Origin of the sequence: Sphingomonas sp. AOB5 (assembly GCF_029433115.1) — a bacterium.
Taxonomy (GTDB): domain Bacteria; phylum Pseudomonadota; class Alphaproteobacteria; order Sphingomonadales; family Sphingomonadaceae; genus Sphingomonas.
Genome location: NZ_JARNTV010000018.1, coordinates 22,266 through 46,945 on the forward strand (window position 1 = coordinate 22,266; position 24,680 = coordinate 46,945).

Annotated in this window: 25 protein-coding genes; 15 read left to right on the top strand and 10 right to left on the bottom strand. The window is 65.6% G+C overall.

Going from position 1 to position 24,680, the window contains the following annotated elements; translation table 11 throughout:
- Window positions 1-3: 3 nt before the first annotated feature.
- Genes P1X14_RS10015 through P1X14_RS10025 form a run of 3 tightly spaced genes read right to left on the bottom strand, consistent with a single transcriptional unit; the run spans window position 4 to window position 2,491 of the window.
- A complete protein-coding gene (locus tag P1X14_RS10015; RefSeq protein WP_277315212.1) occupies window positions 4-744 on the bottom strand; it encodes a GntR family transcriptional regulator in 741 nt (246 codons plus the stop codon).
- 17 nt (window positions 745-761) lie between these two features.
- Window positions 762-1,670 carry a 2-hydroxyacid dehydrogenase gene (locus P1X14_RS10020; protein ID WP_277315213.1) on the bottom strand — a complete coding sequence of 303 codons (909 nt, stop codon included), beginning with the start codon at window positions 1,668-1,670 and terminating at the stop codon, window positions 762-764.
- Window positions 1,667-2,491, bottom strand: a complete 825-nt coding sequence (locus P1X14_RS10025) for a TauD/TfdA family dioxygenase (protein WP_277315214.1) — start codon at window positions 2,489-2,491, stop codon at window positions 1,667-1,669. The genes P1X14_RS10020 and P1X14_RS10025 overlap by 4 nt, the downstream gene beginning before the upstream one ends.
- A 137-nt stretch (window positions 2,492-2,628) precedes the next feature.
- Between P1X14_RS10025 and P1X14_RS10030 the strand changes: the two genes are divergently transcribed.
- The 9 genes from P1X14_RS10030 (at window position 2,629) to P1X14_RS10070 (ending at window position 10,224) form a co-directional block, all read left to right on the top strand.
- Entirely contained in the window at window positions 2,629-3,492 is an 864-nt protein-coding gene (locus P1X14_RS10030) for a fumarate hydratase (protein ID WP_277315215.1), read from the top strand.
- Window positions 3,492-4,109 carry a fumarate hydratase C-terminal domain-containing protein gene (locus P1X14_RS10035; RefSeq protein WP_277315216.1) on the top strand — a complete coding sequence of 206 codons (618 nt, stop codon included), beginning with the start codon at window positions 3,492-3,494 and terminating at the stop codon, window positions 4,107-4,109. Before P1X14_RS10030 ends, P1X14_RS10035 begins: the two co-directional genes overlap by 1 nt.
- A gap of 136 nt (window positions 4,110-4,245) precedes the next feature.
- The gene (locus P1X14_RS10040) at window positions 4,246-4,860 is read left to right on the top strand and encodes a glutathione S-transferase family protein (RefSeq protein WP_277315217.1); all 615 of its coding nucleotides are present in this window, start codon (window positions 4,246-4,248) and stop codon (window positions 4,858-4,860) included.
- On the top strand, window positions 4,853-6,085 hold the full coding sequence (locus P1X14_RS10045) for a CaiB/BaiF CoA-transferase family protein (RefSeq protein WP_277315218.1): 1,233 nt from the start codon (window positions 4,853-4,855) through the stop codon (window positions 6,083-6,085). Before P1X14_RS10040 ends, P1X14_RS10045 begins: the two co-directional genes overlap by 8 nt.
- Window positions 6,082-6,717: a carboxymuconolactone decarboxylase family protein gene (locus tag P1X14_RS10050; RefSeq protein ID WP_277315219.1), complete on the top strand. Its 636-nt coding sequence runs from the start codon at window positions 6,082-6,084 to the stop codon at window positions 6,715-6,717. The genes P1X14_RS10045 and P1X14_RS10050 overlap by 4 nt, the downstream gene beginning before the upstream one ends.
- A gap of 2 nt (window positions 6,718-6,719) precedes the next feature.
- Entirely contained in the window at window positions 6,720-7,619 is a 900-nt protein-coding gene (locus tag P1X14_RS10055; protein WP_277315220.1) for an amidohydrolase family protein, read from the top strand.
- On the top strand, window positions 7,616-8,401 hold the full coding sequence (locus P1X14_RS10060; RefSeq protein WP_277315221.1) for an enoyl-CoA hydratase/isomerase family protein: 786 nt from the start codon (window positions 7,616-7,618) through the stop codon (window positions 8,399-8,401). Before P1X14_RS10055 ends, P1X14_RS10060 begins: the two co-directional genes overlap by 4 nt.
- Before the next feature lie 4 nt (window positions 8,402-8,405).
- Window positions 8,406-9,011, top strand: coding sequence for a flavin reductase family protein (locus P1X14_RS10065; RefSeq protein ID WP_277315223.1), 606 nt, complete (start codon window positions 8,406-8,408; stop codon window positions 9,009-9,011).
- A gap of 16 nt (window positions 9,012-9,027) precedes the next feature.
- Window positions 9,028-10,224 (top strand): acetyl-CoA C-acyltransferase, encoded by a 1,197-nt coding sequence (locus P1X14_RS10070; RefSeq protein WP_277315224.1) that lies wholly within the window; start codon window positions 9,028-9,030, stop codon window positions 10,222-10,224.
- On the opposite strand, the gene P1X14_RS10075 is transcribed toward P1X14_RS10070, so the two are convergent.
- The 6 genes from P1X14_RS10075 to P1X14_RS10100 form a co-directional block, all read right to left on the bottom strand.
- Window positions 10,221-11,090, bottom strand: coding sequence for a shikimate dehydrogenase (locus P1X14_RS10075; RefSeq protein ID WP_277315225.1), 870 nt, complete (start codon window positions 11,088-11,090; stop codon window positions 10,221-10,223). The genes P1X14_RS10070 and P1X14_RS10075 overlap by 4 nt on opposite strands.
- Window positions 11,087-12,367 (bottom strand): MFS transporter, encoded by a 1,281-nt coding sequence (locus P1X14_RS10080; RefSeq protein ID WP_277315226.1) that lies wholly within the window; start codon window positions 12,365-12,367, stop codon window positions 11,087-11,089. Before P1X14_RS10080 ends, P1X14_RS10075 begins: the two co-directional genes overlap by 4 nt.
- Window positions 12,367-12,813: a type II 3-dehydroquinate dehydratase gene (locus P1X14_RS10085; RefSeq protein ID WP_277315227.1), complete on the bottom strand. Its 447-nt coding sequence runs from the start codon at window positions 12,811-12,813 to the stop codon at window positions 12,367-12,369. Before P1X14_RS10085 ends, P1X14_RS10080 begins: the two co-directional genes overlap by 1 nt.
- Before the next feature lie 138 nt (window positions 12,814-12,951).
- Window positions 12,952-13,935 (bottom strand): alpha/beta hydrolase, encoded by a 984-nt coding sequence (locus tag P1X14_RS10090; protein WP_277315228.1) that lies wholly within the window; start codon window positions 13,933-13,935, stop codon window positions 12,952-12,954.
- 59 nt (window positions 13,936-13,994) lie between these two features.
- Window positions 13,995-14,636, bottom strand: coding sequence for a TetR/AcrR family transcriptional regulator (locus tag P1X14_RS10095; RefSeq protein WP_277315229.1), 642 nt, complete (start codon window positions 14,634-14,636; stop codon window positions 13,995-13,997).
- A 22-nt stretch (window positions 14,637-14,658) separates the two neighbouring features.
- On the bottom strand, window positions 14,659-16,533 hold the full coding sequence (locus P1X14_RS10100) for a sugar phosphate isomerase/epimerase and 4-hydroxyphenylpyruvate domain-containing protein (RefSeq protein ID WP_277315230.1): 1,875 nt from the start codon (window positions 16,531-16,533) through the stop codon (window positions 14,659-14,661).
- A 326-nt stretch (window positions 16,534-16,859) separates the two neighbouring features.
- Between P1X14_RS10100 and P1X14_RS10105 the strand changes: the two genes are divergently transcribed.
- The gene (locus P1X14_RS10105) at window positions 16,860-19,802 is read left to right on the top strand and encodes a TonB-dependent receptor (protein ID WP_277315231.1); all 2,943 of its coding nucleotides are present in this window, start codon (window positions 16,860-16,862) and stop codon (window positions 19,800-19,802) included.
- A 187-nt stretch (window positions 19,803-19,989) separates the two neighbouring features.
- Here P1X14_RS10105 and P1X14_RS10110 read toward each other — a convergent pair whose 3' ends face one another.
- Window positions 19,990-20,580: a hypothetical protein gene (locus tag P1X14_RS10110; RefSeq protein WP_277315232.1), complete on the bottom strand. Its 591-nt coding sequence runs from the start codon at window positions 20,578-20,580 to the stop codon at window positions 19,990-19,992.
- A gap of 164 nt (window positions 20,581-20,744) precedes the next feature.
- On the opposite strand from P1X14_RS10110, the gene P1X14_RS10115 reads away from it, so the two are divergent.
- The 5 genes from P1X14_RS10115 (at window position 20,745) to P1X14_RS10135 (ending at window position 24,668) form a co-directional block, all read left to right on the top strand.
- Window positions 20,745-21,350, top strand: a complete 606-nt coding sequence (locus P1X14_RS10115; RefSeq protein WP_277315233.1) for a hypothetical protein — start codon at window positions 20,745-20,747, stop codon at window positions 21,348-21,350.
- A 153-nt stretch (window positions 21,351-21,503) separates the two neighbouring features.
- A complete protein-coding gene (locus tag P1X14_RS10120) occupies window positions 21,504-21,956 on the top strand; it encodes a MarR family transcriptional regulator (protein ID WP_277315234.1) in 453 nt (150 codons plus the stop codon).
- A 155-nt stretch (window positions 21,957-22,111) separates the two neighbouring features.
- The gene (locus tag P1X14_RS10125) at window positions 22,112-23,341 is read left to right on the top strand and encodes an FAD-dependent oxidoreductase (protein WP_277315235.1); all 1,230 of its coding nucleotides are present in this window, start codon (window positions 22,112-22,114) and stop codon (window positions 23,339-23,341) included.
- Entirely contained in the window at window positions 23,338-23,811 is a 474-nt protein-coding gene (locus P1X14_RS10130) for a flavodoxin domain-containing protein (RefSeq protein ID WP_277315236.1), read from the top strand. Before P1X14_RS10125 ends, P1X14_RS10130 begins: the two co-directional genes overlap by 4 nt.
- Window positions 23,808-24,668, top strand: coding sequence for a fumarylacetoacetate hydrolase family protein (locus tag P1X14_RS10135; RefSeq protein WP_277315237.1), 861 nt, complete (start codon window positions 23,808-23,810; stop codon window positions 24,666-24,668). The genes P1X14_RS10130 and P1X14_RS10135 overlap by 4 nt, the downstream gene beginning before the upstream one ends.
- The last annotated feature ends 12 nt before the right edge of the window (window positions 24,669-24,680 follow it).

Consider the following 24,680-nt stretch of genomic DNA (forward strand, 5'->3'; position numbering starts at 1 on the left):
AGTTTACTTCAGCCGCATGTCGAGATGGACGACGTCGCCGCGATAGATGCCGCGCGCGATCAGCACGACCTGACCCTTGTCGTCCACCGCGACGCGATTGACGAAGGCGACCGGCAGGTTGAGCGCCACGCCCAGCTCGCGCGCGGTCTCGACATCCGCCGATCCGATGGTGAGCGTCTGGCGGGCATCGGTGATCTCGATGCCGGGACGGTTGGCGATCAGCTTGAGCGCGGTCTCGTTGCGATAGGCGGCGGCCGGGATCAGCTTGCGGATGCGTTCGTCGACATAGACGTCGGCGATCATATAGGGTTGGCCGTCGCGCGAATGGCGGCGGCGCAGGTGGCGATAGGCCGGGGCGAGCTGGCCGTAATCGATCTGGATCTCGGGCGGCGCGACCTTGGCGGTGTCCGACAGAACTTCGATCTTGGCGCCCTCGCGCGACAGCAACAGGCCCGACCAGTCGGTCTGCACTTCGCACCAGATCTGCTCGGCGGGGGATTTCTCGACGAAGGTGCCCTTGGCGCGATAGCGCTTGATCAGCCCGTCGCTCTCCAGCACGCCCAGCGCCTGGCGGATCGTCGCGCGGGCGACGCCGCATTCGTCGACCAGATCGTCGACGGTCGGAATCTGTGCGCCGACCGGCCAGGTGCCCGAGCCGATCCGGCCGCGGAACAGGGACGCCAGCTGCACGTAACGCGGCACCGCGCTCAGCGTCAGATCCGGCCGCATATTCGCTTCGGTCAAGGGGTGCTCCAGCCCAGTCAAACGGTTTCGGCAAGGAACGCGGCGATGTCGCGATCCAGCTTGGATGCGATGTCGGCGCGCGTTTCAGCCGTAAGTGCAGCATAATGGGGTTGGAGCACGACATTGTCGAGATCGAAGAAGCTGGGATCGATGTTCGGCTCGCTGCGATAGACGTCGAGCGCCGCGCCGCCGATGCTTCGCGCGGCAAGCGCTTCGATCAATGCATCCTCGTCCACGACTTCGCCGCGGGCCACATTGATGAGGAACCCTTGCGGTCCCAGTTTCTCCAGAACCGCGCGGTTGATCATGCCCGCAGTTTGTGGACCGCCCGGACAGGCGAGGATCAGCACGTCGCTTTGTTCGGCCAGCGCGGCAACATCGGCGACATGCTCCCAGGGCAGTTCCGGCTTCGCATTGGGCGTGGTGTAGCGCACGGTCATGCCGAGGCCCTGTCCGCGCCGGGCGATCGCCTGACCGATCTGGCCCATGCCGACCACACCTAGCGACCCGCCCGAGATGCGGCGCGACAGCGGCATCTTTTCCGGTCCCCAGCGATGCGCGCGCACGAAGCGGTCGGCTTCGACGATGCGGCGGGCGATGGCGAACATCAGACCGATCGCGGCGTCAGCGACATCCTCGGTCAGCACGCCGGGCGTGTTGTCGACGCGGATGCCGCGCTGTTCGGCGGCGGGCAGATCGATCTTGTCGAGGCCGACGCCGTTGCAGGCGATCATCTTCAGGCCGGGGATGCGATCCATCGTCGCGGCGTCGAAGCCCTTCATGCTGGTCGTCACGGCGATGCGGAAGGGTTCGTCCGGCCGGGCGTCGGCCAGTTCGACCAGCTCGTGGGTCCGCGAGAGCAGGTTGCGCAGTTCGTCGGGGATCGGGCCGGTGACGACCAGTCGTTCGCGTGTGGTAGCGGTCATGCCGGGATCAGTGCCTCGCCCTGGACCGCGACGCGATGCATCACGCGGCGCTGGCCCTGATAGTCGTTCGCGGCATAATGCCACACCTGGATATTGTCCCAGAAGCCGACCGTGCCGGGGCTCCATTTGAAGCGGACCTGGAATTCCGGACGCTGGCCGTGGATGAAGAGGTGCTTGAGCAGCGGCTCGCTATCCTCTTCGCTCCAGCCGTCGAAGCGCAGCGTATAGGCGCGATTGACGAACAGCGACTTGCGGCCGGTCACCGGGTGGCGGATCACCACCGGATGCGTGGCATATTGCGGGGTGGCGCCGGCGGTGTTGAGCCGGGTCGCGCTGCGCAGCAATTTCTCGTTGCTGTGGACGGCCTTTAGCCCGTCGAGCGTTTCCTTCAGGCCGTCCGACAGTGCGTCATAGGCTGCGGCCATCGACGAGAAGAGCGTGTCGCCGCCGAAGCTGGGCAATTCGCGCGCGACCAGCACCGCGCCGAAGGGGGGCTTTTCGTAATAGGTCTGATCGGCATGCCAGCCGCCGCCGATATTCTTGAGTTCGTCCTCTTCCTTCGAGACGACCGACATATTGGCGTATCCGTCGACCGTCTTGACGAAGTTGATGTCGGTCGGCGTACCGAAGCGGCGAGCGAAGGCGTCATGCTGTTCGGCGGTCAGGTTCTGGTCGCGGAAGAAGATCACGCCATGCTCGGCCAGCGCCTGACGGACATCGATCAGCGTCTGTTCGCTCATCGGCTCGGCGAGATCGATATTGCCGATTTCGGCGCCGATATATCCGTTTATCGGCCGCACCTCGATCGCGCTGTTCCGCACTTCCGTCTCCTGTACACTCGCCTTGCGGCTTCGATTTCTCTATAGGATAACATTATGACCCTTGCAAGCGCGGGGCAGGCGGGTCTAGGGGTTTGTCGACCCGGCGGCAGCACCGGGAAACGGGGTATCGGAGTGTTATGATCACCCATGAAGCCATTTGCGATCTGACCGCCGCGCTCTACGACTGGTCGTTGCGCGCGGTGCCCGAGGATGCGCTGGCGGGGATCCGTGCCGCCCGTGAGATCGAGAGCAGCGAAGTCGCACGCAGCACGCTGACGATGATGCTCAACAGCGCCGAGCGTGCTGCCGCGAACAACGGCTATGTCTGCTCCGACAATGGCGTGCCGGTCTATTTCGTGAAGTACGGCACGCGTTGTGGTTTCTCTGGCGACGTGAAGGCCGCGATCCGCGAAGGATTCGACTCGCTGGTGCAGCGGATCGACCCGCCATTGCTCAAGCATGTCACCAATCCGCTGACCAACGAGCGCGGCTATCAGGGCAAGGACATGCCGCTGATCAGCTTCGACGTGTTCGACAGCGACACGATCGACATCATCTGCCAGCCCAAGGCGCTTGGTTCGGGCCGCTGGGCGGCGCTGGAGATCTTCACTTTCCCCAGCCTCGAGGAGATCGAGGAATATGTGATGCGATGCGTGCTGACCGCGGGATCGCAGCATTGCCCGCCGGTGGTGATCGGCGTGGGGATCGGCGGGACGTTCGACCAGGCGGCGAAGCTCGCCAAGAACAGCACGTTGCGGCACATCGGATCGACCAATCCCGAACCGGTGCTGGCGGCGATGGAGGAACGGCTGACTCGCGCAGTCAACGCCACTGGCTTCGGCCCGATGGGCACCGGCGGGGATACCACCGCGCTGGCGGTGCATATCGATTACTCGGCCGGGCACGGATTCACGCCGGTCGCGGTGTGCTTCAACTGCTGGATCAACCGCCGGACCCAGGCGCGCATTCATGCCGATGGCCGGGTGGAGCGGGTGGAGTGATGCGGACGCACCATCTGCAACTGCCGCTGACCAAGGCGGACGTGGCCGAGCTTCGCGCCGGCGATCTGGTGATCCTCTCGGGCGAGATCGCGATCACCGCGGGCCTGCCGACCCATCAGCGGATTCGCGAGGCGATTGCGGGGAAGTGCGACCTGCCGTTTCCGCTAGAAGGCGGTACGCTGTTCCATCTCGGCAGCTATAGCGAGGACACGGTGGAGGGCCTCCGCGTGCGCTATATGAACCCGACCACCAGCACGCGGTTCAACGGATATATGCCGGAGTTCATCCGGTCGCTCGATCTGCGGCTGGTGGGCGGCAAGGGCGGGCTGGACGACGCTTCGGCGGCGGCGATGCAGGAGACCGGCTGCGCTTATCTCTCATTCCTGGGCGGCGGGTGTCAGCTGCTGTCGGCGGCAATCGAATCGGTTAGCGCGGTTGGCTGGGACGATCTCGTTGCGCATTATCGCTTGGTGAAGCTGCGCGTGCGCGATCTGGGTCCGCTGACCGTCGCAATCGATTCGCATGGGAACAGCCTCTACGCGAAGCTGCGCGACGATGCGGCGGGACGCTTGCCCGAGCTGATGGCGATGCTGGCCCGCGACCGCGCGGGCGGCTGACGGCCCTTTCGCGCCACTTCGGCTGCAAAATCAGGATCAAGGCGACCATTTTGTTGACGTCGGCGATCGTCCTAATATACAAAAGGCCATAAGAACAGACTTTGGGGTTAGGATGACCGGGCAGCCGCCGAAACGAATGACGATGCATTGGTCGCCCAAGTCGCCTTTCGTGCGCAAGGTGATGCTTGCGGCGCATGAACTCGGGCTGGACGGCGAGATCGACCGGGTGCGCACCGTCACGACGATGCTGCGGCCCAATCCTGACCTGTTGCCCGACAATCCACTGTCGAAGATACCGACGCTGGTGCTGCCGGATGGATCGCCGCTCTATGATTCGCTGACGATCTGCGAATATTTCGATCATCTCGCCGGGGGCGGCATCCTGTTCCCCGCGCCGGGGCCCGATCGCTGGGCGCAATTGCTGTGGCATTCGCTGGGCGACGGGCTGCTCGACATGGTGATCCTGTGGCGCAACGAGCGCGAGAAGGATCCGGGCATCCAGTTCGACGTGTGGCTTGATGCTTTTGCCACCAAGACCGCGCTCTCGCTCGACCGGCTGGAGGAATATGCCCCGGCCATGGCTGCCGCGACCTTTGGCATCGGCCATATCGCGGTGGGCTGTTGCCTGTCCTATCTCGATTTCCGCTTCGCCAATCTGAATTGGCGCACCGGGCGGCCCGAACTTGCCGCATGGCACGAAACGTTCAGCGCGCGGCCCTCGGCACAGGCCACGGCGGTGGTCGATGCCTGAGCCGCGCACCGGCCCCCTCTCGCATATCCGCGTGCTCGATCTCGGCCGGATCATGGCCGCGCCATGGGCGACGCAGATGCTCGCCGATCTGGGCGCCGATGTGATCAAGGTCGAGCGGCCCGGTGCTGGCGACGATACGCGCAGCTGGGGTCCGCCCTTCCTGAACGACCGCGACGGCAATCCGACGCGCGAGGCCGGCTATTATCTCTCGGTCAATCGCGGCAAGCGTTCGCTCGCGCTGGATATCGGCTCGCCCGAGGGGCAGGCGATCGTCCGCAAGCTGGCCGAGACGGCGGACATCGTCATCGAGAATTTCAAGGTCGGCGCGCTGGGGCGCTATGGACTCGACGCGGCGTCGCTGCGCGCGATCAATCCGCGGCTGATCTATTGTTCCGTTACCGGCTTCGGCCAGGACGGCCCCCGCGCCGAACAGGCCGCCTATGATTTCGCCATTCAGGCGATGGGCGGGCTGATGAGCGTGACCGGCGAACGCGACGGCATGCCCGGCGGCGGGCCGCAAAAGGTCGGCGTACCGATCGTCGACCTGATGACCGGCATGTATGCGGCGGTGGCGATCCTCGCGGCACTGGCGAAGCGATCCGAGACGGGCGAGGGCGACACGATCGATCTCGCCATGCTCGACGTCTCGGCTGCCTTCCTCGCCAATCAGGCGATGAACCATCTCGTTTCGGGCAAGGTGCCCGTACGTGGCGGCAATCGTCACCCCAACATTCAGCCGCAGGACGTGTTCGCCTGTGCCGACGGGCATTTCGTGCTGGCGGTGGGCAATGATGGGCAGTTCGCGACCCTGTGCCGCGTGCTGGGCCGCGAGGAATGGGCGTCGGACGCGCGCTTCGCGACCAATGCCGCCCGCGTGCGGGCCAATGCCGAGCTGACCGTGTTGCTGACCGCCGAGTTCGCTCGCTTTGCAAAGGACGAGATCGTCGCGGCGCTGGAAAAGGCGGGCGTGCCCGCCGCGCCGATCAACACGGTGCCGCAGCTGTTCGAAGATGCGCAGCTCAGGCATCGCGAGATGCTGCGCGATCTGCCGCATCCCTTGTCGGGCACGGTTCCGCAGGTCGTCAGCCCGATGCGCTTCGCCAACGCGCCGCTACGCTTCGATCATGCGCCACCCTTGCTCGGCCAGCATTCGCACGAAGTGCTCGCCGAAATCGGAATCACTCAGGCTGAGCGCGCCGCGCTCGCCAACCGGGGAATCATATGAATCTGGTTTCGACCGAAACAGGGCAGGGCGCCCGCGCCAAGCCGCGCGTACCGCTGCTGCGGACCGACGAGATGTCGCCCGAACAGCGGCGTATCCACGACTCGGTCATCGCCGGTCCGCGCGGCCGGATGATCGGACCGCTGCTGGCCGCGATCCACAGCCCCGAACTGGCGGCCTTGTGGTCGCGCTTCGGTGAGCATCTGCGCTTCAACACCCAGTTGCCCAAGACGCTGAACGAACTGGCCATCCTGGTGTGCGGGCGGCGCTGGTCGAGCCAGGTCGAATGGTATGTCCATGCGCAGGCGGCGACCGATGCCGGGCTGGATCCGCAGGTGATCACGGCGATCCGGCTGTGCGAGCCCCCGGTCTTCCACGACGAGGCCGAGCTCGAAGTCTATGAATATACCCGGTGCCTCCAGCAGCAGGGGCAGGTCTCCGACCGGCTGCATGCCGCGATCAAAGCGCGCTGGGGCGTGCGGGGCGCGGTCGAGCTGACGGCGGTGATCGGTTATTACACGCTGGTGGCGATCACGCTGAACGCGCACCGGATCCCGGTGCCGGACGAAGCCGACGAGCCGCTGCCGCACTCGGATACATTGATCGATCTGCCGCCCGGCCAGCTGGCCGGCTGACGATGGTGCAGGTCGAGACCGTCGCCGCGCCGCTCGCGTCGCGGCCGGCATTGCCGTTGCCTGCGGGTGCGGTCGATGCGCACAGTCACGTCTTCGGACCGTTCGACCGGTTTCCGCCGCAACAAGCCTCGGTCTATGCGCTGCCCGATGCGCCGCCCGCGGTTCACAAGGGGCTCCGCGAGACGATTGGAGTGTCGTACGGTGTCCTCACCCAGCCGGCACCTTATGGTGATGACCCCTCGGCGATGCTGTCGGCCATCGAGGGATCGGTCGGCGCGCTTCGTGGGGTTGCGGTTGCCTCGCCGGATATTTCGGATGCCGATCTGGCCGATTGGGCGGCTCGGGGCATCGTTGGGCTGCGCTTTGTCGAGATGCGCGCGCCGGGTGGCGCCCGCTATCCCGGCAGTATCGGGTTCGACGCACTGGAGGCGCTTGCGCCGCGGATGCGCGAACATGGCCTGCATGCCCAGCTCTGGGCGAGCGCCGATCAATATGCCGAGGCATTGCCCGGCCTGCTGAAGCTTGGTCTGCCGCTGGTGCTCGATCACATGGCCTCGCCCGACCGGGTGCGCGGCGCGGCCGATCCGGCGTTCCGCAGCATCGTCGAGCAGATGGCAGGCGGCGATATCTGGGTGAAGCTGACCCTGTGCCGTTTCTTCGGAGCAGCGGCGGACTATGGCGATGTGCGCCCGTTCCACGATGCGCTGGTTCAGGCTGCGCCCGGACGGCTGCTCTGGGGATCGGACTGGCCCTATGTCCGGCTCGACCCGGCGCCGGACGCGGGCAGGATGCTGGATATTTTCGCGGACTGGACGGCTGACCCGTCGGTTCGAAAGGCGATATTGGTGGACAATCCGGCGCAGCTCTACGCGCTGCCGCCGTTTGAAGGAGAAGCAGGATGAAGGGGCTCGAACAGCTGGAGAAATTCCGCGTCGAGATTGCGGATCATGTCGCGACCGTGACGATCACTGCCCCGCCGGTGAACGCGCAGGGGCGCCAGTTCCGCGAAGAGATCATCCGCATCTTCGACATTCTTGGCCTCGACCGCGATGTGCGCGCGATCATCCTGACTGGTGAGGGCAAGACCTTCTCCGCCGGCGCCGATCTGTCCGAGCGTTCGGCAATTGCCGATGAACCGGGCGGCTATTCGCGTCACAACCGTCTGGTCCGTGCCGCGTTCGACGTGGTGATGGAATGCCCCAAGCCGGTGATCGCCGCGGTTAATGGCGCGGCCATCGGCGCCGGATGCGTGCTGGCGCTGGTCAGCGATATCCTGCTCGTGTCGGACAAGGCGTTCCTGTCGATGACCGAAGTGGATTACGGCCTCGCGGGCGGCGTGCGCCATGTGCTGCGGTCGTTCAGCCCGTCGGATGCTCGGCTGATGATCTACACGGCGCGCCGGATCAGCGGTCCCGAACTGTATCGCATGAATGTCGCCTCGGCGTGCCTCGCACCCGATGATCTTCTGCCCGAGGCCCGCGCCATCGCGGCCGAGATCGCGGGCAAGGTGCCGCTGGCGGTGGTCGCGGCGAAGCGCTCGTTCGGGTTGACCGAGGAGATGCCGCTGCGCGACGGCTATCGCTACGAGCAGACCCAGACCGCGGCGCTGGCCAATACCGAGGACACGAAGGAAGCGCTCGCCGCGTTCCGCGAGAAGCGCAAGCCGGTCTTCCACGGCCGCTGAGCCGATGCGGTTCGACGTCGCGGAGCTGGACGCGGTCAAATGCGCGCGGCTGGTCACGGCGACGGTCGTGCCGCGTCCGATTGCGTGGGTGGTGACTCAGGCGCCTGACGGGACGCGCAACGCTGCGCCTTTCTCGTTCTTCAACGCCATGTCTTCCTGGCCGCCGGTGCTGGCCATCGGGATGCAGCCGCGTGCGGATGGCAGCCCCAAGGATACGCTCGCCAATATCCGGGCGACGGGGGAATTCGTGGTCAATCTGGTGCCTCATGCGCTGGCCGACGCGATGAACCTGACGGGCGGCGCGCATGCGCCAGCGGTCGACGAGATCAGGCTGGCAGGCCTCGATTCGGTGCCGTCGGAGCATATCGTGCCGCCGCGGATCGTCGGGGCGCCGGTCGCCTATGAATGCCGATTGCGGCAGGTGGTCGATATCGAGGCAGGGCGGGCCATCGTGCTGGGCGACGTGCTTGCGATGCATATCGACGATGCGGCGATCCTCGATGCGGATGCGGGCAAGATCGATGCCCCGGCGCTGGACCTCGTTGCCCGAATGCACGGCGCCGAACATTATCTGAGGACCAGCGACCTGTTCCGGATCGCCCGGCTCTAGCTTCAAGGGAATTATCATGCGCGAAGCCGCCATCGTCAGCACGGCGCGAACTCCGGTCGGCAAGGCCTATCGCGGCTATTTCAACGCGACCGAGGCGCCGGTGCTGGCCGGCCATGTGATGAACGCGGCGATCGAGCGGGCCGGGGTCGATCCGGCGCGGATCGACGACATCTTCTGGGGCGTGGGCAATCAATGGGGCACGACCGGCGCCAATGCCGGGCGAATGGCGGCGTTCGCGGCGGGCCTGCCGCTGGAAGTCCCCGGCTTCACGCTGGACCGGAAATGCGCATCCAGCCTGACGACTCTGGCACTGGCGGCGCGATCGATCATCGCTGGCGATATCGACGTCGCGCTTTCCGGGGGCATGGAGTCGATCAGCCATACGGTGACCAAGGATGCGCCGCGCTTCGTCAACCAGTCGGTCACCGCGAACCAGCCCCACGCCTATATGGCAATGATCGAGACCGCGGAGATCGTCGCCGAGCGCTATGGCATCAGCCGCGAGCGGCAGGATGACTATGCGGCGCAAAGCCAGCAGCGCGCCGCGGCGGGGTTGGAAGCAGGCGCCTTTGCCGAAGAGATCGTGCCGATCACGGTCGAGAAGGCGCTGTTCGACAGGGAAGGGAACCGGACCGGCTCGGAGCAGGTCACCGCAAGCCGCGACGAGGGCATCCGTCCTGGCACCACGGCCGAAGCGCTCGCCGCGCTCAAGCCTGTCTGGAAGGGCGGGCAACTGGTCGTCGAGGGCAAATATGTGACCGCGGGCAATGCCAGCCAGCTTTCGGATGGCGCTTCAGCGCAGCTGGTGATGGATCGTGCGACCGCAGAATCCGAAGGGTTGCCGATCCTTGGCATCTATCGCGGCTTCCAGGCGGCAGGCTGCGCGCCCGAGGAGATGGGGATCGGCCCGGTCTTCGCGGTGCCAAAGCTGCTCGCGCGTGCCGGGCTCAAGGTCGAGGATATCGGCCTGTGGGAGCTGAACGAGGCCTTTGCCAGCCAGGCGCTCTATTGCCGCGACACGCTGGGCATCGATCCGGAGCGGTTCAACGTGAATGGCGGCGCGATCGCGATCGGGCATCCGTTCGGGATGAGCGGATCGCGCGTGCTGGGCCATGCCCTGATTGAGGGCCGGAAGCGCGGTGTGCGCTATGTCGTTGCGACCATGTGCACCGCGGGCGGCATGGGGGCCGCCGGACTGTTCGAGATCGTCTAGGCGGCGTCCTGCGCTCGCGCTGATTCGACGAAGCTGCGCAGCATGCGGTCGCGGTCGGCGGTCAGGCCGGTGAAGATGTCGAACGCTGCTGCAGCCTGAAACACCACCATCCCGCTGCCGTTCAGCGTCCGGCATCCGCGCATGCGGGCCTCGCGCAGCAGGCTGGTCTCGAGCGGGAAATAGACGATGTCCGCGACCCAGAGTTCGGGCCGGAGCAAACGCGGCGGCACCGGGCTGTCCGGCTGCTTGGCCATGCCCATCGGGGTGGCGTTGACCGCCCCATCGGCGCGCGCGACCGATGCTTCCAGATCGAGGCCGGGAGCTGCTCGGTCCGAGCCGAAGTCCGCGCGCAGCTTGGCGACGAGCGCATCGCGTTTGACCACATCGACGTCGAACACCGTCAGGCACTCGACGCCGAGATCGAGCAACGCCTGCGCCGTGGCCGATCCGGCCCCGCCCGCGCCGACCTGCACGACCGATCGCATCGTGGCCCCGGCAAGGCTTCGCTGCACGCTCTCGTAAAAGCCGATCACGTCGGTGTTGTGCCCGATGCGGCGGCCGCCCTCGAACCGGATCGTGTTCACCGCGCCGATCCGCTCGGCTTCGGCGGACAGGCCGGTGAGCAGCGGGATCACCGCCTGCTTATAGGGATAGGTGATGTTGAGCCCTGCCACGCCCAGCCGCTCCGCGGCGTCGAGCAGATGCGGCAGGTCCCGCTCGCTCCAGCCCCGCGCGGCGAAGTCGTACAGCGAATAGACCAGCCGCAGTCCCTGCGCGTCGGCCTCATGCTCGTGCAGCCAGGGCGAGCGCGACGCGAGGATGTCGCGCCCGACCAGCCCGGCGAGGATGCGGTTTGCCTGGATCATTCGAGGGTAACCCGTTCGACGGGGCCGAGGATGAAGATGTACGCCGCCGCCCCGACGATCCCCAGCGTGGCGATATAGGCCAGTGCGCCATAGAAGCTGCCGGTCCACTGGACGACCAGGCCGATCACGATCGGGGTGATGATCCCGGCCAGGTTCGCGCACAGGTTGAACACGCCGCCGGTCAGCCCGATCATCGATTTGGGCGCGACGTCGGAGATCAGGGTCCAGCCGAGATTGACCATGCCCTGCCCGAAAAAGGCGACCGACATAATCGCGATCACCACGGCGTTGCTCTCGACATAATTGGCTGCGACCATTGTCGAGGTCATCAGCAGGCCGGCGATGATCGGCAGCTTGCGCCCGAGCGTGGCCGATCCGGTGACGCGGATGATCCGGTCCGACACCACGCCGCCCAGCAGAACGCCGATCGACGCGGCGATATAGGGCAGCGAAGCGGAAAAGCCCGAACGCAGCCAGTCCATCCCGCGCTCCTCGGCCAGATAGCTGGGGAACCAGGTGAGGAAGAACACCAGGGTCGAGTTGCCGCAGAACTGGCCGATCGATGCGCCGAGGATCTGCCGCTTCGACAGCAGGCGGCCGATGTTGCGCAGCGTGAACGGCACGCGCGGTGCCGCAGCGACGACGGTCTCCTCGCCATCCGCGATCAGCGCGAGTTCGGCCGCATTGACCCGCTTGCTCTCGTGCGGTTCGCGATAGAGCGCCCACCACATCATCCCGAAGGCGATGCCGAGCCCGCCGACGATGAAGAACAGCGAGCGCCAGCCCCAGCTCGCGACGATCCAGCCGAGCACCGGGATCATGAACCCCAGCCCCACATATTGCCCCACCGAATAGACGCCGGTCGCCCGCGCGCGTTCTCCTTGCGGGAACCAGTGGTTCAGGATGCGGCTGTTGCAGGGGAAGCAGGGCGCTTCGCTCAGCCCCAGCGCGAGCCGGGCTGAGAACAGCCCAGCCACGCTGGTCATGAAGCCATGTGCGACGGTGGCGGCCGACCACAGGATCAGCGATCCCGCATAGGTGAGCCGCACGCCCAGCCGGTCCAGCACTGCGCCGCCGGGGATCTGGGCAAAGGCATAGGTCCAGGAGAAAGCCGAGAAGATCAGCCCCATCATCGCGGGCGAGATGTCGAGCTCGGCGACGACCGCGGGCTTGGCGACGCCCATCACCGAGCGATCGAGATAGTTGAGCATCGTCGCCAGCGTCATCAGCGCGAGGATGCCGAAGCGGACATGGGTGGGGCGCATCGCCGTGGCCATCATCCGCGCTCCCGCAGCCAGGCGATGTGGCGCACCGCCAGCGCATAGCCATGGACGCCGAGGCCCGAGACGATGCCGGTGACCACCTGCGTCATGATCGATTTGGAGCGCCATTCGGCCTCGCGCCGATGGATGTTGCTGATATGCACCTCGACGATCGGGCAATCGCACAGCTTCAGTGCGTCGAGCACCGGATAGGCGGCATAGCTGAACGCCGCGGGATTGATCACCACCCCCGCTGCACCGCGTCGCGCGGCCTGGATGAGATCGACCATCTCATGCTCGGCATTGGTCTGATGGAAGGCGAGGTCGTGGCCGGCGGCCTGCGCCTCGGCGCGGCACATCGCCTCGATATCCGCCAGCGTGTCGTGGCCGTAAATCTCGGGTTCGCGCTCGCCGAGCAGGTTTAGATTGGGTCCGTTGAAGACGTGAATTGTCCCGGCCATTCCGAACGATACCCCTCCGCTGCGCACCCTGATCCGATCGTCCGGGCGGCGTTGTCGGTTCTCGTTAGCTCAGCGAACGCGTCACGCAAAGCGAAATGTACGAACCAGTACATACACGTAGAATGCGACGGCCTTTGCTCAGTGTGCGGCGAGCCTGCGGTGGAAGAAATCGAAGGTCGCGTTGAGCGCGCGGACCGTGCCGTCGCGCGTCTCCGCAGGGGTCGCGCCGATCAGGCTATGGTCGAGTCCTGGCATCAGGATCGCCTCGACGGGAATGCCGGTCGCGCGCATCCGCTCCAGCGCAGTCGCAGACTGGCTTGCGGGGATGACCCGGTCGGCGGTGCCGTGGATCAGCAGGAAGGGCGGGTCGTTGCGGTCGAGATAGGATAGCGGGCTGGCAGCGCGGATCCGGTCCTCCGGGCAGGGGGTGCCGGCCGTGCAGCCGAGAAGCGCCAGCGGCGCGCCGTCGGGCGCTGCCATCATCGCCGGAAAATCGAAGACGCCGTACCAGATCGCCGCGGCCTGAACGCATTCGCTGCCTGCAGGTCTCGAGTCGATGCCGGGCACGCCGCAGGTCAGCGCCGCCAGCGCCGCGAGGTGTCCGCCGGCCGATCCGCCCCACAGGCCGACTCGCGCCGGATCGATTCCGTAACGTGCCGAATTGTCCCTGAGAAAACGGATCGCGGCGCGGACGTCCTGGAGTTGCGCAGGGAACTTGGCCTCGCCCGACAGTCTATACTCGATCGACGCGACCACGAACCCCTCGCCCGCCAGCGCGGCCAGCACATCGGGGAAGTTGGCGGAGGCCCCGGCATGTCGGGTATGCCCGCCGGACCAGCCGCCGCCATGGACATAGATGACCAGCGGACGCGGCTTCGCGCGCATCGCCTCGGGCGGTAGATAGAGGTCGAGCCGGAGCGGGCGGTATCCCGGGATTGTCGAGAAGACGATGTCCGAAAGGCCGGTCACGCCCCCGGCAAAGGCGGTGCTCCGGACCGGATAGCGATCGTCGAGGACCGGCCGGTCGGCCACCTCGAAGCTGCGCTGCGCCTGTGCGGACCAGGGCAATGCGGACAGCGCCAGCAACATCGCGGCGCCGGCAAGACGGACCAGCTTCGACATGTGTCTCTCCTATGTACCAGATCGTACATAGTCGAGCCGAAGGAGATCGGGCAAGCAGGTCAGGCGCGGACGGATGCCAGTACGGCGTCGATCACCTGCTCGCGGCGCTTGTCGCGCGCCTCGGCCACCGACAGGTCGATGTCGAAGATCGCACGCAGCGTGTAGCGGTTCGATACGTTGTAGAAGCACAGTGCGCTGATCGTGAAATGCAGCCCGACCGGATCGATTCCCTTGCGGAACACGCCTTCGGCAACGCCCTTGTCGAGGATCGACTGGAGCGCCGAGACCACGCTCTGATTGCGGTCCCGGATTTCCTTCACTTCGCTGATATGTGCGCCGTGCAGGATATTCTCGTTCATCACCAGCCGCACAAAGGCCGGGTGCTCGACATGATAGTCGAACGTATGGATGATCATCGCGCGGAGCGCGGCTTCCGCGTCGAGGGTCTGGAATTCCAGCGCCTGCTCGCGCTCGCGGATGCCGCGATAGGCCTGTTCCAGCACGGCGCGGTACAGCTCTTCCTTCCCGCCGAAATAATAATAGATCATCCGCTTCGATGAATGGGTCTTGTCCGCGATCTCGTCGATCCGTGCGCCCGCCAGTCCCTTGTCGGCGAATTCCGCCAGCGCGACTTCGAGGATATTCGTGCGGGTGCTCTCGGCAAGTGCCGCGCGCAGGCTGGCTTTGCTCATCTGCTTCATTGCGCCGGACGGGTCCCTTCAGTCAGGCCACGACATCCGGTTTGAAGCGCGACTGCGCCGCCAGCCGGATCGCGGCATTCACCGCGCCATAGCCCGCATATTCCCGGCGCTCCACTATTTCGAAGAATACGCGTTTGCCGAAGGCGCGGCTGTAGAACTGGAAATATTCCGAATCGCCGTCGCGGTCGTACAATATGTCGAGGCCGGCCATCCGCTCGACCAGATCCGGGTCGAGACCGAAACGCGCTTCGATATCGTCATAATAGTTGCGCGAGATTTCGAGTCGCTCCAGCCCCAGCGCCTGCGCACGCTCCGCCGCGGCGAAGACGTCATCGGTGGCGAAGGCGAGATGCTGGACGCCCGCACCGATATAGGAATGGAGGAAGCGCGAGCTGAGCGTCTCGCGCGCCATCGATCCGTTCAGCGTGATGCGAAGCTGCTTGCCCGGCGATTCGACCGCCTGGCTCTGCACCAGCCCGAGCGGATCGGCGACCTCGACCTGAGGCGTCTTCGAGACGTCGAACAGCGCGACATAATAGAGGAGCCAGCTGAGAAACTCCTCGTAGAACATGGTCTGCGCGATGTGATCCACCGTCGCGAGTCCAATGCCCGAGACCGCGGCTTCCGCACCTTCGATCGCGACGAACTCGCTCTCCCACACGGTCTCTTCAGTGCCCGCCTCGATGAAGTAGATCAGGCTGCCGCCGACCCCGCGCACAGAGGGGATCTGCATCTCTTCCGGCCCCACCGCCTGCGCGAATTGCGGGATCGACAGCGCGGCGGCGCGTTCGAGCGCCGCGGGCACGTCGCGGACGCTGACGCCGATCGCGCAAACAGACGCGCCGTGCACCATGTCGAAACTGTGCGCGAAGCCTTCGGGATCGCGGTTGACGACGATGTTGATCTCGCCCTGCCGCCAGCGCTCGACTGCCTTGCGGCGATGCCGACCTACGGCCGCGAAGCCGAGCGTCGTGAGCATGTTCCCCAATGCTTCGGCTTCGGTGTCATTGGCGGCGAATTCGACAAAGGCGACACGCTCGGCGGCGACCGGGCCCGGCATGGCGGGCGCGATCGGGGGGCGCGGGCGGCGGGCGACCTCGTCCGCCATGGCATGCAGCGAGCGCAGCCCGTCGAGCGCGACGCCCGAAGCCGATCCGGCGCGGAACCGGTCGTTGAAGATCTCGAGCGACCAGAAGCCGTCGAACCCGATGCGGAAGATCTCCGCCGCGAAATCGGCGACGGGCAGGTCGCCTTGCCCCGGCATGTTGCGGAAATGGCGGCTCCACGAGAGATAATCCATGTCGAGCCGCGGTGCGTCGGCGATCTGGACGAGGAACAGCTTCGCCGGATCGATATCGCCGATGCTCGACGAGGGGATGTTGCGCGACAGCGAGTGGAAGCTGTCGAGGATCAATCCCAGTGCCGGATGGGCGACGTCGCGCACCACGCTCCATGCGTCGCGATGGTCATGGACGTGCCGGCCCCAGGCCAGCGCCTCATAGCCGATGCGCAGGCCGCGCTTCGCCGCACGCTCCGCCAGTTCGGCGAAATCGTCGAGAATGCGGCTCCGCTCGCCCAGCGATTGCGGTGAGCAGTTGGAGCAGACCAGCACCAGATCGGTGCCGAGTTCCTGCATCACGTCGAACTTGCGCTCGGCGCGGTCGAAGGTGCGGCTGCGCAGATCACCGGGCATGCCCTCGAAATCGCGGAACGGCTGGAACACCGTGCATGCCATGCCGAGGTCGCGGACGATTCCTCCGACTTCGCGCGGGGTTCCCGGGAAGGACAACAGGTCGTTCTCGAAAATCTCGACGCCGTCGAAGCCAGCCTCGGCCACGGCGCGCAGTTTCGTCTCGAGCGTGCCGCTGATCGAGACGGTGGCGATGGAAGTGCGCAAGCGCGTTGCTCCAATCATGAACTATCCAGTTGCTTAATATTCCCACGGTCGCGTGTCACGTTCCGCCGGGGTCGAAAATCACTATTGTACTAACTGGTACGTTATGCAAATATCGAAGCGTAGAAAGAGCGTCGCGTTATCAAGTCGGCGCCATTGGGGAGGTTGTCAGGTCGCCTGCAAAAAGCGTGGGCGCGGCGTGGTTTCGCCGTGCATGTCCTCGTGCGGGCTTTCGGTCTCCATCCCCATCACCGTGACCATGCCGTCGGGACAAGGCGGCCGATCCGGCGTTCGTTCGAACGGCGCGCCGACAAATGAGGGGAGAGATTATGCTGCGGACCGTTTTGCTATCTTCGATCGCGACCTGCGCACTGGCCTGGGCGCCTGCCGCTCATGCTCAGGATGCCGGCCAGGCACCGGTGGTGGAAGAGCCGGAGGCACAAGCCGAGGAAGGCGGGCTGATCGTCGTCACCGGATCGCGCATCGCCCGTCAGGATTTTCAGTCGCCCAGCCCGATCGTGACGATCGGCACTGACACGCTGACCAGCACACCCTCGGTCAATATCGAAAGCACGCTGAACCAGCTGCCGCAATTCGCTCAGGGCCAGAGCCAGAGCGCGATCGGCGCGGTGGCCAATGGCGGCCGCGCGACGCTGAACCTTCGCGGTCTTGGCGAAACGCGCAACCTGATCCTGCTCGACGGCCGCCGCCTGCCGCTGTCGAGCGCGTTCGGTGTCGTCGACATCAACAACATCGCGCCGGGCATCCTTGAGAGCGTCGAGACGATCTCGGGCGGCGCCTCGGCGGTCTATGGTTCGGACGCGATCTCGGGCGTGGTCAATTTCCGGACCCGCCGCGATTTCGAGGGCATCCAGCTCGACGCACGCTACGGCCAGAGCTTCCAGGGTGATGCAGGGACGTTCGACATTTCGGGCACGGGCGGCATCCGCAGCGCCGACGGACGCGGCAGCGCGATGCTGTCGCTCTCCTATTCGCGGCGCAACGTGCTGTGGGGCCATGAGCGCTCGGACTTTTTCGGGCTCGGCGTGCTGTCGTCGTTCATTTCGACCGGCACCTATGTGCCTTCGGCAACGAACCTGCCGCAGCAGGCGGTCGTCAATTCGGTGTTCGCCGGTTACGGCGTCGCGGCCGGCACGGTGCCCAATTCGCGCAGCCTGGGCTTCAACGACGACGGGACGCTGTTCAGCCAGGTCGGCGCGGTCAACTACAAGGGCCCGACCACCAATTTCTATTCCACCTTCGGCGGCACCGTCCGCCAGCCGGTGGCGATGCAGGAATATATCGTCCAGCCGATGGAGCGCTACAATGTGTTCGGCAAGGTCGAGTATGAGCTGAACGACGGTCTGACCGCCTATGGGCAGATCCTCCATACCAACACCCGCGTGACCGGGCAGGTCGGCTGGTCGCCCACGGTGTTCGTAATCCCGACCATGCCGGTCACCAATCCCTTCATCCCGGCGGCCCTTGCGACGGTCCTCGCCTCGCGGCCCAGCCCGACTGCGGATTTCACCCTCAACTCGCGCTTTACCGGGTTCGAGGATCGTAAATTCCATGCGGATGTGAACACCACCCAGTTCATCGTCGGCCTGCGCGGCGATATCGCGCCGGGCTGGTCGTTCGACATTTACGGCCTGCATGACTCGGTCGACATGGTCGAGACGCAGGACAAGGCGCTGCTCCTGTCGCGGATGCGAACCCTGCTCTATGCCGCGGACGGCGGCGCATCGATCTGCGCGGGCGGCTTCAACCCGTTCGGCATCCGCAACCAGGAAAGCGTGTCGCGCGCCTGCCGCGACTATATCGAGGCGCGGACGCACGACTATACCCGCACGACGCAGGACATCATCGAAGGCAACATCACCGGCAAGCTGTTCCCGCTTCCCGGCGGCGATGTGCGCTTCTCGCTCACCGGCACCTATCGCGAGAACAGCTTCGAGTACGATCCCGATCCGTCGCGCGAGAATAACGACATCATCGGTACGCTGGGCAGCGTGCCTGCGGCCGGATCGCTCAACGTCAAGGAAATCGCAGGCGAACTGCTCGTCCCGCTGCTGCGCGACATGCCCTTTGCCGAGAGCCTCGAGTTCAACCTTGGCTATCGCTACTCCGACTATAACGTCACCGGATCGTTCAGCACCTATCGTATCGAGGGGTCGTGGCGCCCGATCACACCGCTGCTGATCCGCGGCGGTTACGAGCGCGCAATCCGCGCACCCAATATCGGCGAACTCTATAGTTCGGCGCAGACCGCGCAGGCCCAGATCGGTTCGCCGCCGGGTGCTGGAGATCCGTGCGACGTCCGTTCCTCGGCGCGTAGCGGTGCCAATGCCACCCAGATGCGCGCGCTGTGCATCGCCACCGGCGTGCCCTCGGCGATCGTCGATACCTATCAGTACACCACGGTCGCGATCGGCACGGTCTCCAGCGGCAGCACCGCGCTGAAGCCCGAGACCGCCGACACCATCACTTTCGGCGCGGTGCTCCGCTCGCCGTTCAACAGCCCATGGACTTCGGGCTTCTCACTGTCGGTCGACTATTACGACATCCGCATCTCCGACGTGATCTCGCAGGTGTCGGGCGTCACGACGATGAACAAATGCTATAATCTGGACGGCAGCAACCCGACCTATGCCGCCAGCAATCTCTATTGCCAGCTGATCCGCCGCGACGGCACCGGCGGCATCAACACCGTCTCGACGCCCTATCTGAACCTGGGCGGCCTGCGCACCAGCGGCATCGATATCCAGGCCGATTGGAAGGTGAATCTGGCCGATGCCGGCATCATGCCCGGCACGCTGAACGTCAATCTGGTGGTCAATTTCCTCAACAGCTACGAGGTTCAGATCCTGCCCGGCGCGGCGTTCGTCGATTATTCCGGAACGATTGACGGTACCCAGGCCGCGACAACGCCGCCGGTTGGCCTGCCGCTGCCCAAGTCGAAGATCTTCACCAGCGTCGGCTACAGCGTCGGCCCGGTGCAGGCCGGTCTGCGCTGGCGCCACCTGCCGGCGATGAGCGACGTCACTGCAGTTACCCGCCCCGCCAGCCCGGCGGCCGGCGTACCTGCCTATGACATCTTCGACCTCAGCCTTGGCGTGCAGGTGACCGACAAGGTGCGGCTGAGCGGCGGGATCAGCAACCTGTTCGACGTGGCTCCCCTGCAGATCGCGGGCACGCCAGGCCTGACCCAGCCGGGAACGTACGACATCATCGGTCGCTCGTTCTTCGTATCCCTGAGTTCGCGGTTCTAGGCGCGACCGTCTTCAGCACCCGTCCGGTACGCCGGACGGGCGCAACCCGTGACCGACAAGAAGCCGCTGGCCGGTTTCTCACGGCGCAGTTCGAGCTCCGAAGCGGGCCCGGCCTGCGCCGTTTTCGTGTTGCCCCCTGTAATGCCACCACGCCGCGATACTAGCTTCACTTGAGGGGGCACGAAGCTTACTCCGCTTCGACAGCAGAATCCCCCTCCGCCTCGACGATTGCATGAGCCACTTCGCGCCATCGGAAGGGAGAGAGGTCGATCGGCTGCATTTCCAGCGAGCAAGCGGTGCATGTACGCGCGGCAGGCGAGCCGTTGAAGGTATCGCAGGCGTCGGCATATCCGGCTTGCACCGGGCCGGTGTCACCGTCGATTTCGTGACGACCAATTTCCTGCCCGCAGTTCGGGCACAGCCAGAGGACGGTCTCGGATCCCGGTTCGCGTGCCTTGTAGCGGACGAGGATGCCGGGGCTGCTGGTCAGCACGCGGTGGGTATAGCCGGCGGGGATATAGACATAATCGCCGGGTTCGGTGTCGAAATAACGCGTCGGCCCATCGGCGAACTCGATGCGTGAGGCGCCCATGGGCTGGGCGATCACACTGTCCTTGGCGCAGCGCAGGAAGAAGGGCTGGTCGACCGAATTGCGGCTGAGGTGGAGCTGCGGGTCGATCTCGGGCCTCAGCATCGGAAATTCGTCGAACGACTGCAGCCGCTCGGCCTCCTTCACGAAGTTGAACTTGTTCTTCCGTCGAGTGCGCACCGGCTGCATTTTTCACGATCCTCCCCAGCCGGCACGCATCGCCTGCCGCGGCCCAAAGTTGACAAATACTTGTCTTTAAGACAGCATCTTGTCAATAAGGCGCGACTGAGGAGATGGAAGCGGTGGTTGAAGAAGCAGGCACGCAGCGGGCAGTTCCGATGCCCGTGGTTCCAATGAAGGTGAATGCTTTCAGCGTGGCCCAGCAATCGAATGCGCAGCTGTTGCCGATGTTTCCCTATGTCCATCGCGGTGCGATCGTCCCGTGCAGCATCGCGTTCGAGAGCGACGGAAGCGGCGCGAAGATGGGCTATTTCGTCCACACCAACAGCGTGGACGAAATCGCGCTGACGCTGGCTTCGAACGGGCCGCAGCGGACGGGCGACGTCTTTGTCGGCCCGCGCTCGCATGGCGTGGGAGGCGGATCCACCGTTGCCTTCTTCCGCGTCGGCGTGGTGACGCAGCGCCAGCTGGAGGAAGGGGAGCAGCCGGAGGAGGCGACCCTGTTCTGCGAGCAGTGCAATGTCGAATTGCTTCGCAATGGGGTCGATATGGCGGAGACGAACGAGGCGGATCGCTATGCACCGCTCCCGTCGATCGTGCTGCTGGACGAGCTGGTGACGCAGTTCAACGCGTCGGAGACGGCGCGGACCTGCAGCGCGTGCGGGCACGTCAATCCGCCCTTCCCGGCGATGATCTGGGGCTGGAGCCGCTATCTGCGCAACTCGCGCACGGCGCAGCGCGGCTGGGACGGCGTGCGCGAGCCGGAGTCCGCACGCTGATCTTCCCTTGTCGAGAAGCTGCTCGAATTGCCCGGGCGCTTGTGCGATGAGCGCGTGCGGATACGCGCGGCACAATGGCGGGAAGCGAGGGCAGGGCATATTTCGGAGCGGATCGGAATCGGGCAAGCGAGCGCCGTACCGGCGGAACCGCTGATGGCGCGCACCGAAAAGGGAGACGCGCTCGACGCCCTCATCTTCGCGATCTTCAAGGCCAATGGTCGGCTGATCCGTGGCGGCGAAGCGCTGTCGAAGGATCTGAACCTGACCGCGGCGCGCTGGCAGATCCTGGGCGCGATCGACGTGAACCCGCGTACGGTTGCGCAGATCGCGCGCCATTTCGAACTGACCCGGCAAGGCGTGCTCTGGGCGGTTCAGGGCATGATCCGTGACGGGCTGGTCGAGCTGATCCGCAATCCGGACCATCGCCGCGCCAAGCTGGTTCAGCCTACCGTGCACGGGCGGGCGCTGTTCCACGAAGTCTCGCAGCGGCAGCGCAAATGGGCCAACGAGCTGGCCGAACCCTTTGCCGTCGCCGACATGGATGCGGCCGCCATTCTGCTGATGAAGCTCGCCGCCGCCTTTGCGCCGGAGCAGGACGCGGACTGACCGCCTGCCCGTAAAGGCGCCGCACATCGTTTCGAAAAATCGATCCGGCCTTGAACGGACGGCTTCGGCTGTGCCAGGGTCAAGTTGACAAGTCACTTCCTGTATGACAAGTACTTGTCAATTAAACGCGGCCGGTTGCCGCGCGTGGAGGCGGGATGCTGGAGGCGGGATCAGTCGTCATCATTGGCGGGGGCCAGGCGGCGGCGCGCTGTGCGCAGGCATTGCGCGCCGCCGGTTTCGCTGGCGGCGTCACGATCGTCGGCGACGAGCCGCATCTGCCCTATGAACGGCCTGCGCTCTCGAAGGCGATGCTGCTCGATCCAGCGGCGGCGATACCCTTCGTCCTTCCCGAAACGCACTTCGCGGCGAACGCGATCGACGTACGTACCGATTGCGTGGCAACCGAAATCGATCGCGCGACGCAGACGGTCAGGCTCGCGGATGGTGAACGCATTTCCTATGACCGTCTTGTCATCGCCACGGGCAGCCGGACGCGAACTGTGGCGATCGACGGCGTCGATCCCGCATCCGTCCTGACGCTTCGCACGCTGGACGAGAGTCGGGCGCTCAAGGCGCAGCTGGCCTCCCGGCCTGCGCTTGCGGTTATCGGAGGCGGGTTCATCGGGCTGGAGGTCGCGGCGAGCGCGGCGTCGCTCGGGTGCGCGGTGACAGTGATCGAGGCGGCCGAGCGTCTGCTGCCGAGGCTGGGTTGCGCGCAGGCGAGCGCGATCGTCCTCGCGCATCATCGTGCACTAGGCATCGATGTACGGCTGGCGACGGTCGCGCGTAGCGGCGCTGATAGCGCGCTGCAGCTCTCCGATGGTAGCAGCGTGCGGGCCGATGTGATCCTCGCCGGCGTGGGCGTGACGCCCGATACGGCGCTGGCGGAAGCGGCGGGGCTTGAGGTGGAAGACGGGATTCTCGTCGACGCGTTCGGCGCCACCTCCGATCCGTGCATCTTCGCCGCCGGCGATGTGACGCGGCATTACAGTCCGGTGCTGGGCCGCCATGTACGGCTGGAATCCTGGCAGAACGCCAATGCGCAGGCCGATGCGGTCGGCAAGACGATCGCGGGCCTGCCCACCGAGAGCGCCGAGCTTCCGTGGCTCTGGTCCGATCAGGGCGACCTGAACCTGCAAATGGCCGGCGCGCCGGCCGCGATCGACCGGACGGTGATGCGTGGCGATCCCGCGGGTTCGGATGGGGTGACGATCTTCCAGCTTCAGGGTTCCCGGCTGGTCGGTGGCGTCACGCTCAATCGTGGCCGCGACATGCCGCTGATCCGGCGCCTGCTGGCACAGCCGGCCCTGGAACTGGATGTCGCGGCGCTGGCTGACCCGGCAGTGCCGCTGCGGCGGCTGCTGCCCGCGCGGGAGGCGGCATGACGATCCTGATCCTGGTCGCGACGATGAGCGGCAATGCCGAGATGGTCGCCGACGAAATCGCCGGGCGCATCGAGGATGATGGCGGCACGGCAAGCATCCTGCGCATGGAGAAAGCGAGTGTCACAACGCTGGCCGGGGCAACCGGTCCGGTGCTGATCTGCTCGTCCACCTATGGCACCGGCGACGTGCCCGACAATGGCGCCGCGCTTTACGCTGCGTTGCAGGCGGAACGGCCCGACCTCGCGCATCTGCGCTATGGCGTGATCGCGCTGGGCGACAGCGTCTACCCACAGACCTTTTGCTTTGGCGGCAGGAAATTCGACGAGCTTCTCGCGTCGCTCGGTGCGCAGCGCGTCGGGGACCGGCTGGAGCATGACGCCCGGAGCGGCATCTATGCCGAGGACGCGGCGGGCGACTGGGTCGAGACCTGGCTGCGGGATCTGGAAATGATGGGAGAGAATGGCCGATGAAGCTCGCGCGCTTTCAGGCGGAGGATGGAGTCCGCACCGGCATCGTGGTCGGCGACGGGCTGATTGACATCGTGCGCGCGGGCGGGCCGGCGGGCACGATGCAGTCGATCGTTGCGGGGGGCGAGGAGATGCTGACGGCGCTTCGCGCGATCGAGCATGCGCCCACCACGCATCGCCTTGCCAATGTTCGCCTGCTCGCGCCGATCGAGCGGGCGGGCAAATATCTCGCGATCGGCATGAATTACGGGAAGCATGTCGCCGAAGCCGACAAGCTCGGCGTGCCGCGGTCGCAGCATCAGGTGTGGTTCAACAAGCAGACCAGCTGCCTGTCCGGTCCCTATGACGAGATCGATCCGGGCGTCACCGAGAAGCTGGACTATGAAGTCGAGCTCGGCGTCGTGATCGGGCGACCGGCGAAGCATGTTACCGCAGCCGACGCGGCGAGGCATGTCTTCGGCTATTTCGTCGCCAACGACGTGTCGGCCCGCGACTGGCAGTTCCATTCGCCGACCTTCATGATGGGCAAGTCGTTCGACACCCATGGCCCGATCGGCCCGTGGATCGTGACCGCCGACGAGGTGCCGGATCCGCATGCGCTCCAGCTGCGCAGCTACGTAAATGGTGAGCTGCGCCAGTCGAGTGACACCAGCCTGATGCTCGCCAATGTGTGGGAACAGATCGCCTATCTCTCGACCGCGTTCACGCTCGACGCCGGTGATCTCATCGCGACCGGAACGCCTGAAGGCGTGGGCGCGGGCCGCGAGCCGCCGCTGTTCCTGAAGCCCGGCGATGTGGTGCGCTGCGAGGTCGAGGGAATCGGCGCGATCGAAAACCGGGTGCGGGCGCCCCAATTCTAGGACGGAGAGACA

Excerpts from the sequence above, each read along its gene's own strand:
- P1X14_RS10120 (WP_277315234.1), top strand. The coding sequence starts at position 21,504 with ATGGCGCGCACCGAAAAGGGAGACGCGCTCGACGCCCTCATCTTCGCG.
- P1X14_RS10075 (WP_277315225.1), bottom strand. The coding sequence starts at position 11,090 with ATGATCCAGGCAAACCGCATCCTCGCCGGGCTGGTCGGGCGCGACATC.
- P1X14_RS10115 (WP_277315233.1), top strand. The coding sequence starts at position 20,745 with ATGAAGGTGAATGCTTTCAGCGTGGCCCAGCAATCGAATGCGCAGCTG.
- P1X14_RS10030 (WP_277315215.1), top strand. The coding sequence starts at position 2,629 with ATGATCACCCATGAAGCCATTTGCGATCTGACCGCCGCGCTCTACGAC.
- P1X14_RS10125 (WP_277315235.1), top strand. The coding sequence starts at position 22,112 with ATGCTGGAGGCGGGATCAGTCGTCATCATTGGCGGGGGCCAGGCGGCG.
- P1X14_RS10020 (WP_277315213.1), bottom strand. The coding sequence starts at position 1,670 with ATGACCGCTACCACACGCGAACGACTGGTCGTCACCGGCCCGATCCCC.
- P1X14_RS10055 (WP_277315220.1), top strand. The coding sequence starts at position 6,720 with ATGGTGCAGGTCGAGACCGTCGCCGCGCCGCTCGCGTCGCGGCCGGCA.
- P1X14_RS10040 (WP_277315217.1), top strand. The coding sequence starts at position 4,246 with ATGACGATGCATTGGTCGCCCAAGTCGCCTTTCGTGCGCAAGGTGATG.
- P1X14_RS10050 (WP_277315219.1), top strand. The coding sequence starts at position 6,082 with ATGAATCTGGTTTCGACCGAAACAGGGCAGGGCGCCCGCGCCAAGCCG.
- P1X14_RS10045 (WP_277315218.1), top strand. The coding sequence starts at position 4,853 with ATGCCTGAGCCGCGCACCGGCCCCCTCTCGCATATCCGCGTGCTCGAT.
- P1X14_RS10110 (WP_277315232.1), bottom strand. The coding sequence starts at position 20,580 with ATGCAGCCGGTGCGCACTCGACGGAAGAACAAGTTCAACTTCGTGAAG.
- P1X14_RS10105 (WP_277315231.1), top strand. The coding sequence starts at position 16,860 with ATGCTGCGGACCGTTTTGCTATCTTCGATCGCGACCTGCGCACTGGCC.
- P1X14_RS10095 (WP_277315229.1), bottom strand. The coding sequence starts at position 14,636 with ATGAAGCAGATGAGCAAAGCCAGCCTGCGCGCGGCACTTGCCGAGAGC.
- P1X14_RS10070 (WP_277315224.1), top strand. The coding sequence starts at position 9,028 with ATGCGCGAAGCCGCCATCGTCAGCACGGCGCGAACTCCGGTCGGCAAG.
- P1X14_RS10060 (WP_277315221.1), top strand. The coding sequence starts at position 7,616 with ATGAAGGGGCTCGAACAGCTGGAGAAATTCCGCGTCGAGATTGCGGAT.
- P1X14_RS10065 (WP_277315223.1), top strand. The coding sequence starts at position 8,406 with ATGCGGTTCGACGTCGCGGAGCTGGACGCGGTCAAATGCGCGCGGCTG.
- P1X14_RS10135 (WP_277315237.1), top strand. The coding sequence starts at position 23,808 with ATGAAGCTCGCGCGCTTTCAGGCGGAGGATGGAGTCCGCACCGGCATC.
- P1X14_RS10090 (WP_277315228.1), bottom strand. The coding sequence starts at position 13,935 with ATGTCGAAGCTGGTCCGTCTTGCCGGCGCCGCGATGTTGCTGGCGCTG.
- P1X14_RS10130 (WP_277315236.1), top strand. The coding sequence starts at position 23,338 with ATGACGATCCTGATCCTGGTCGCGACGATGAGCGGCAATGCCGAGATG.
- P1X14_RS10080 (WP_277315226.1), bottom strand. The coding sequence starts at position 12,367 with ATGGCCACGGCGATGCGCCCCACCCATGTCCGCTTCGGCATCCTCGCG.
- P1X14_RS10085 (WP_277315227.1), bottom strand. The coding sequence starts at position 12,813 with ATGGCCGGGACAATTCACGTCTTCAACGGACCCAATCTAAACCTGCTC.
- P1X14_RS10035 (WP_277315216.1), top strand. The coding sequence starts at position 3,492 with ATGCGGACGCACCATCTGCAACTGCCGCTGACCAAGGCGGACGTGGCC.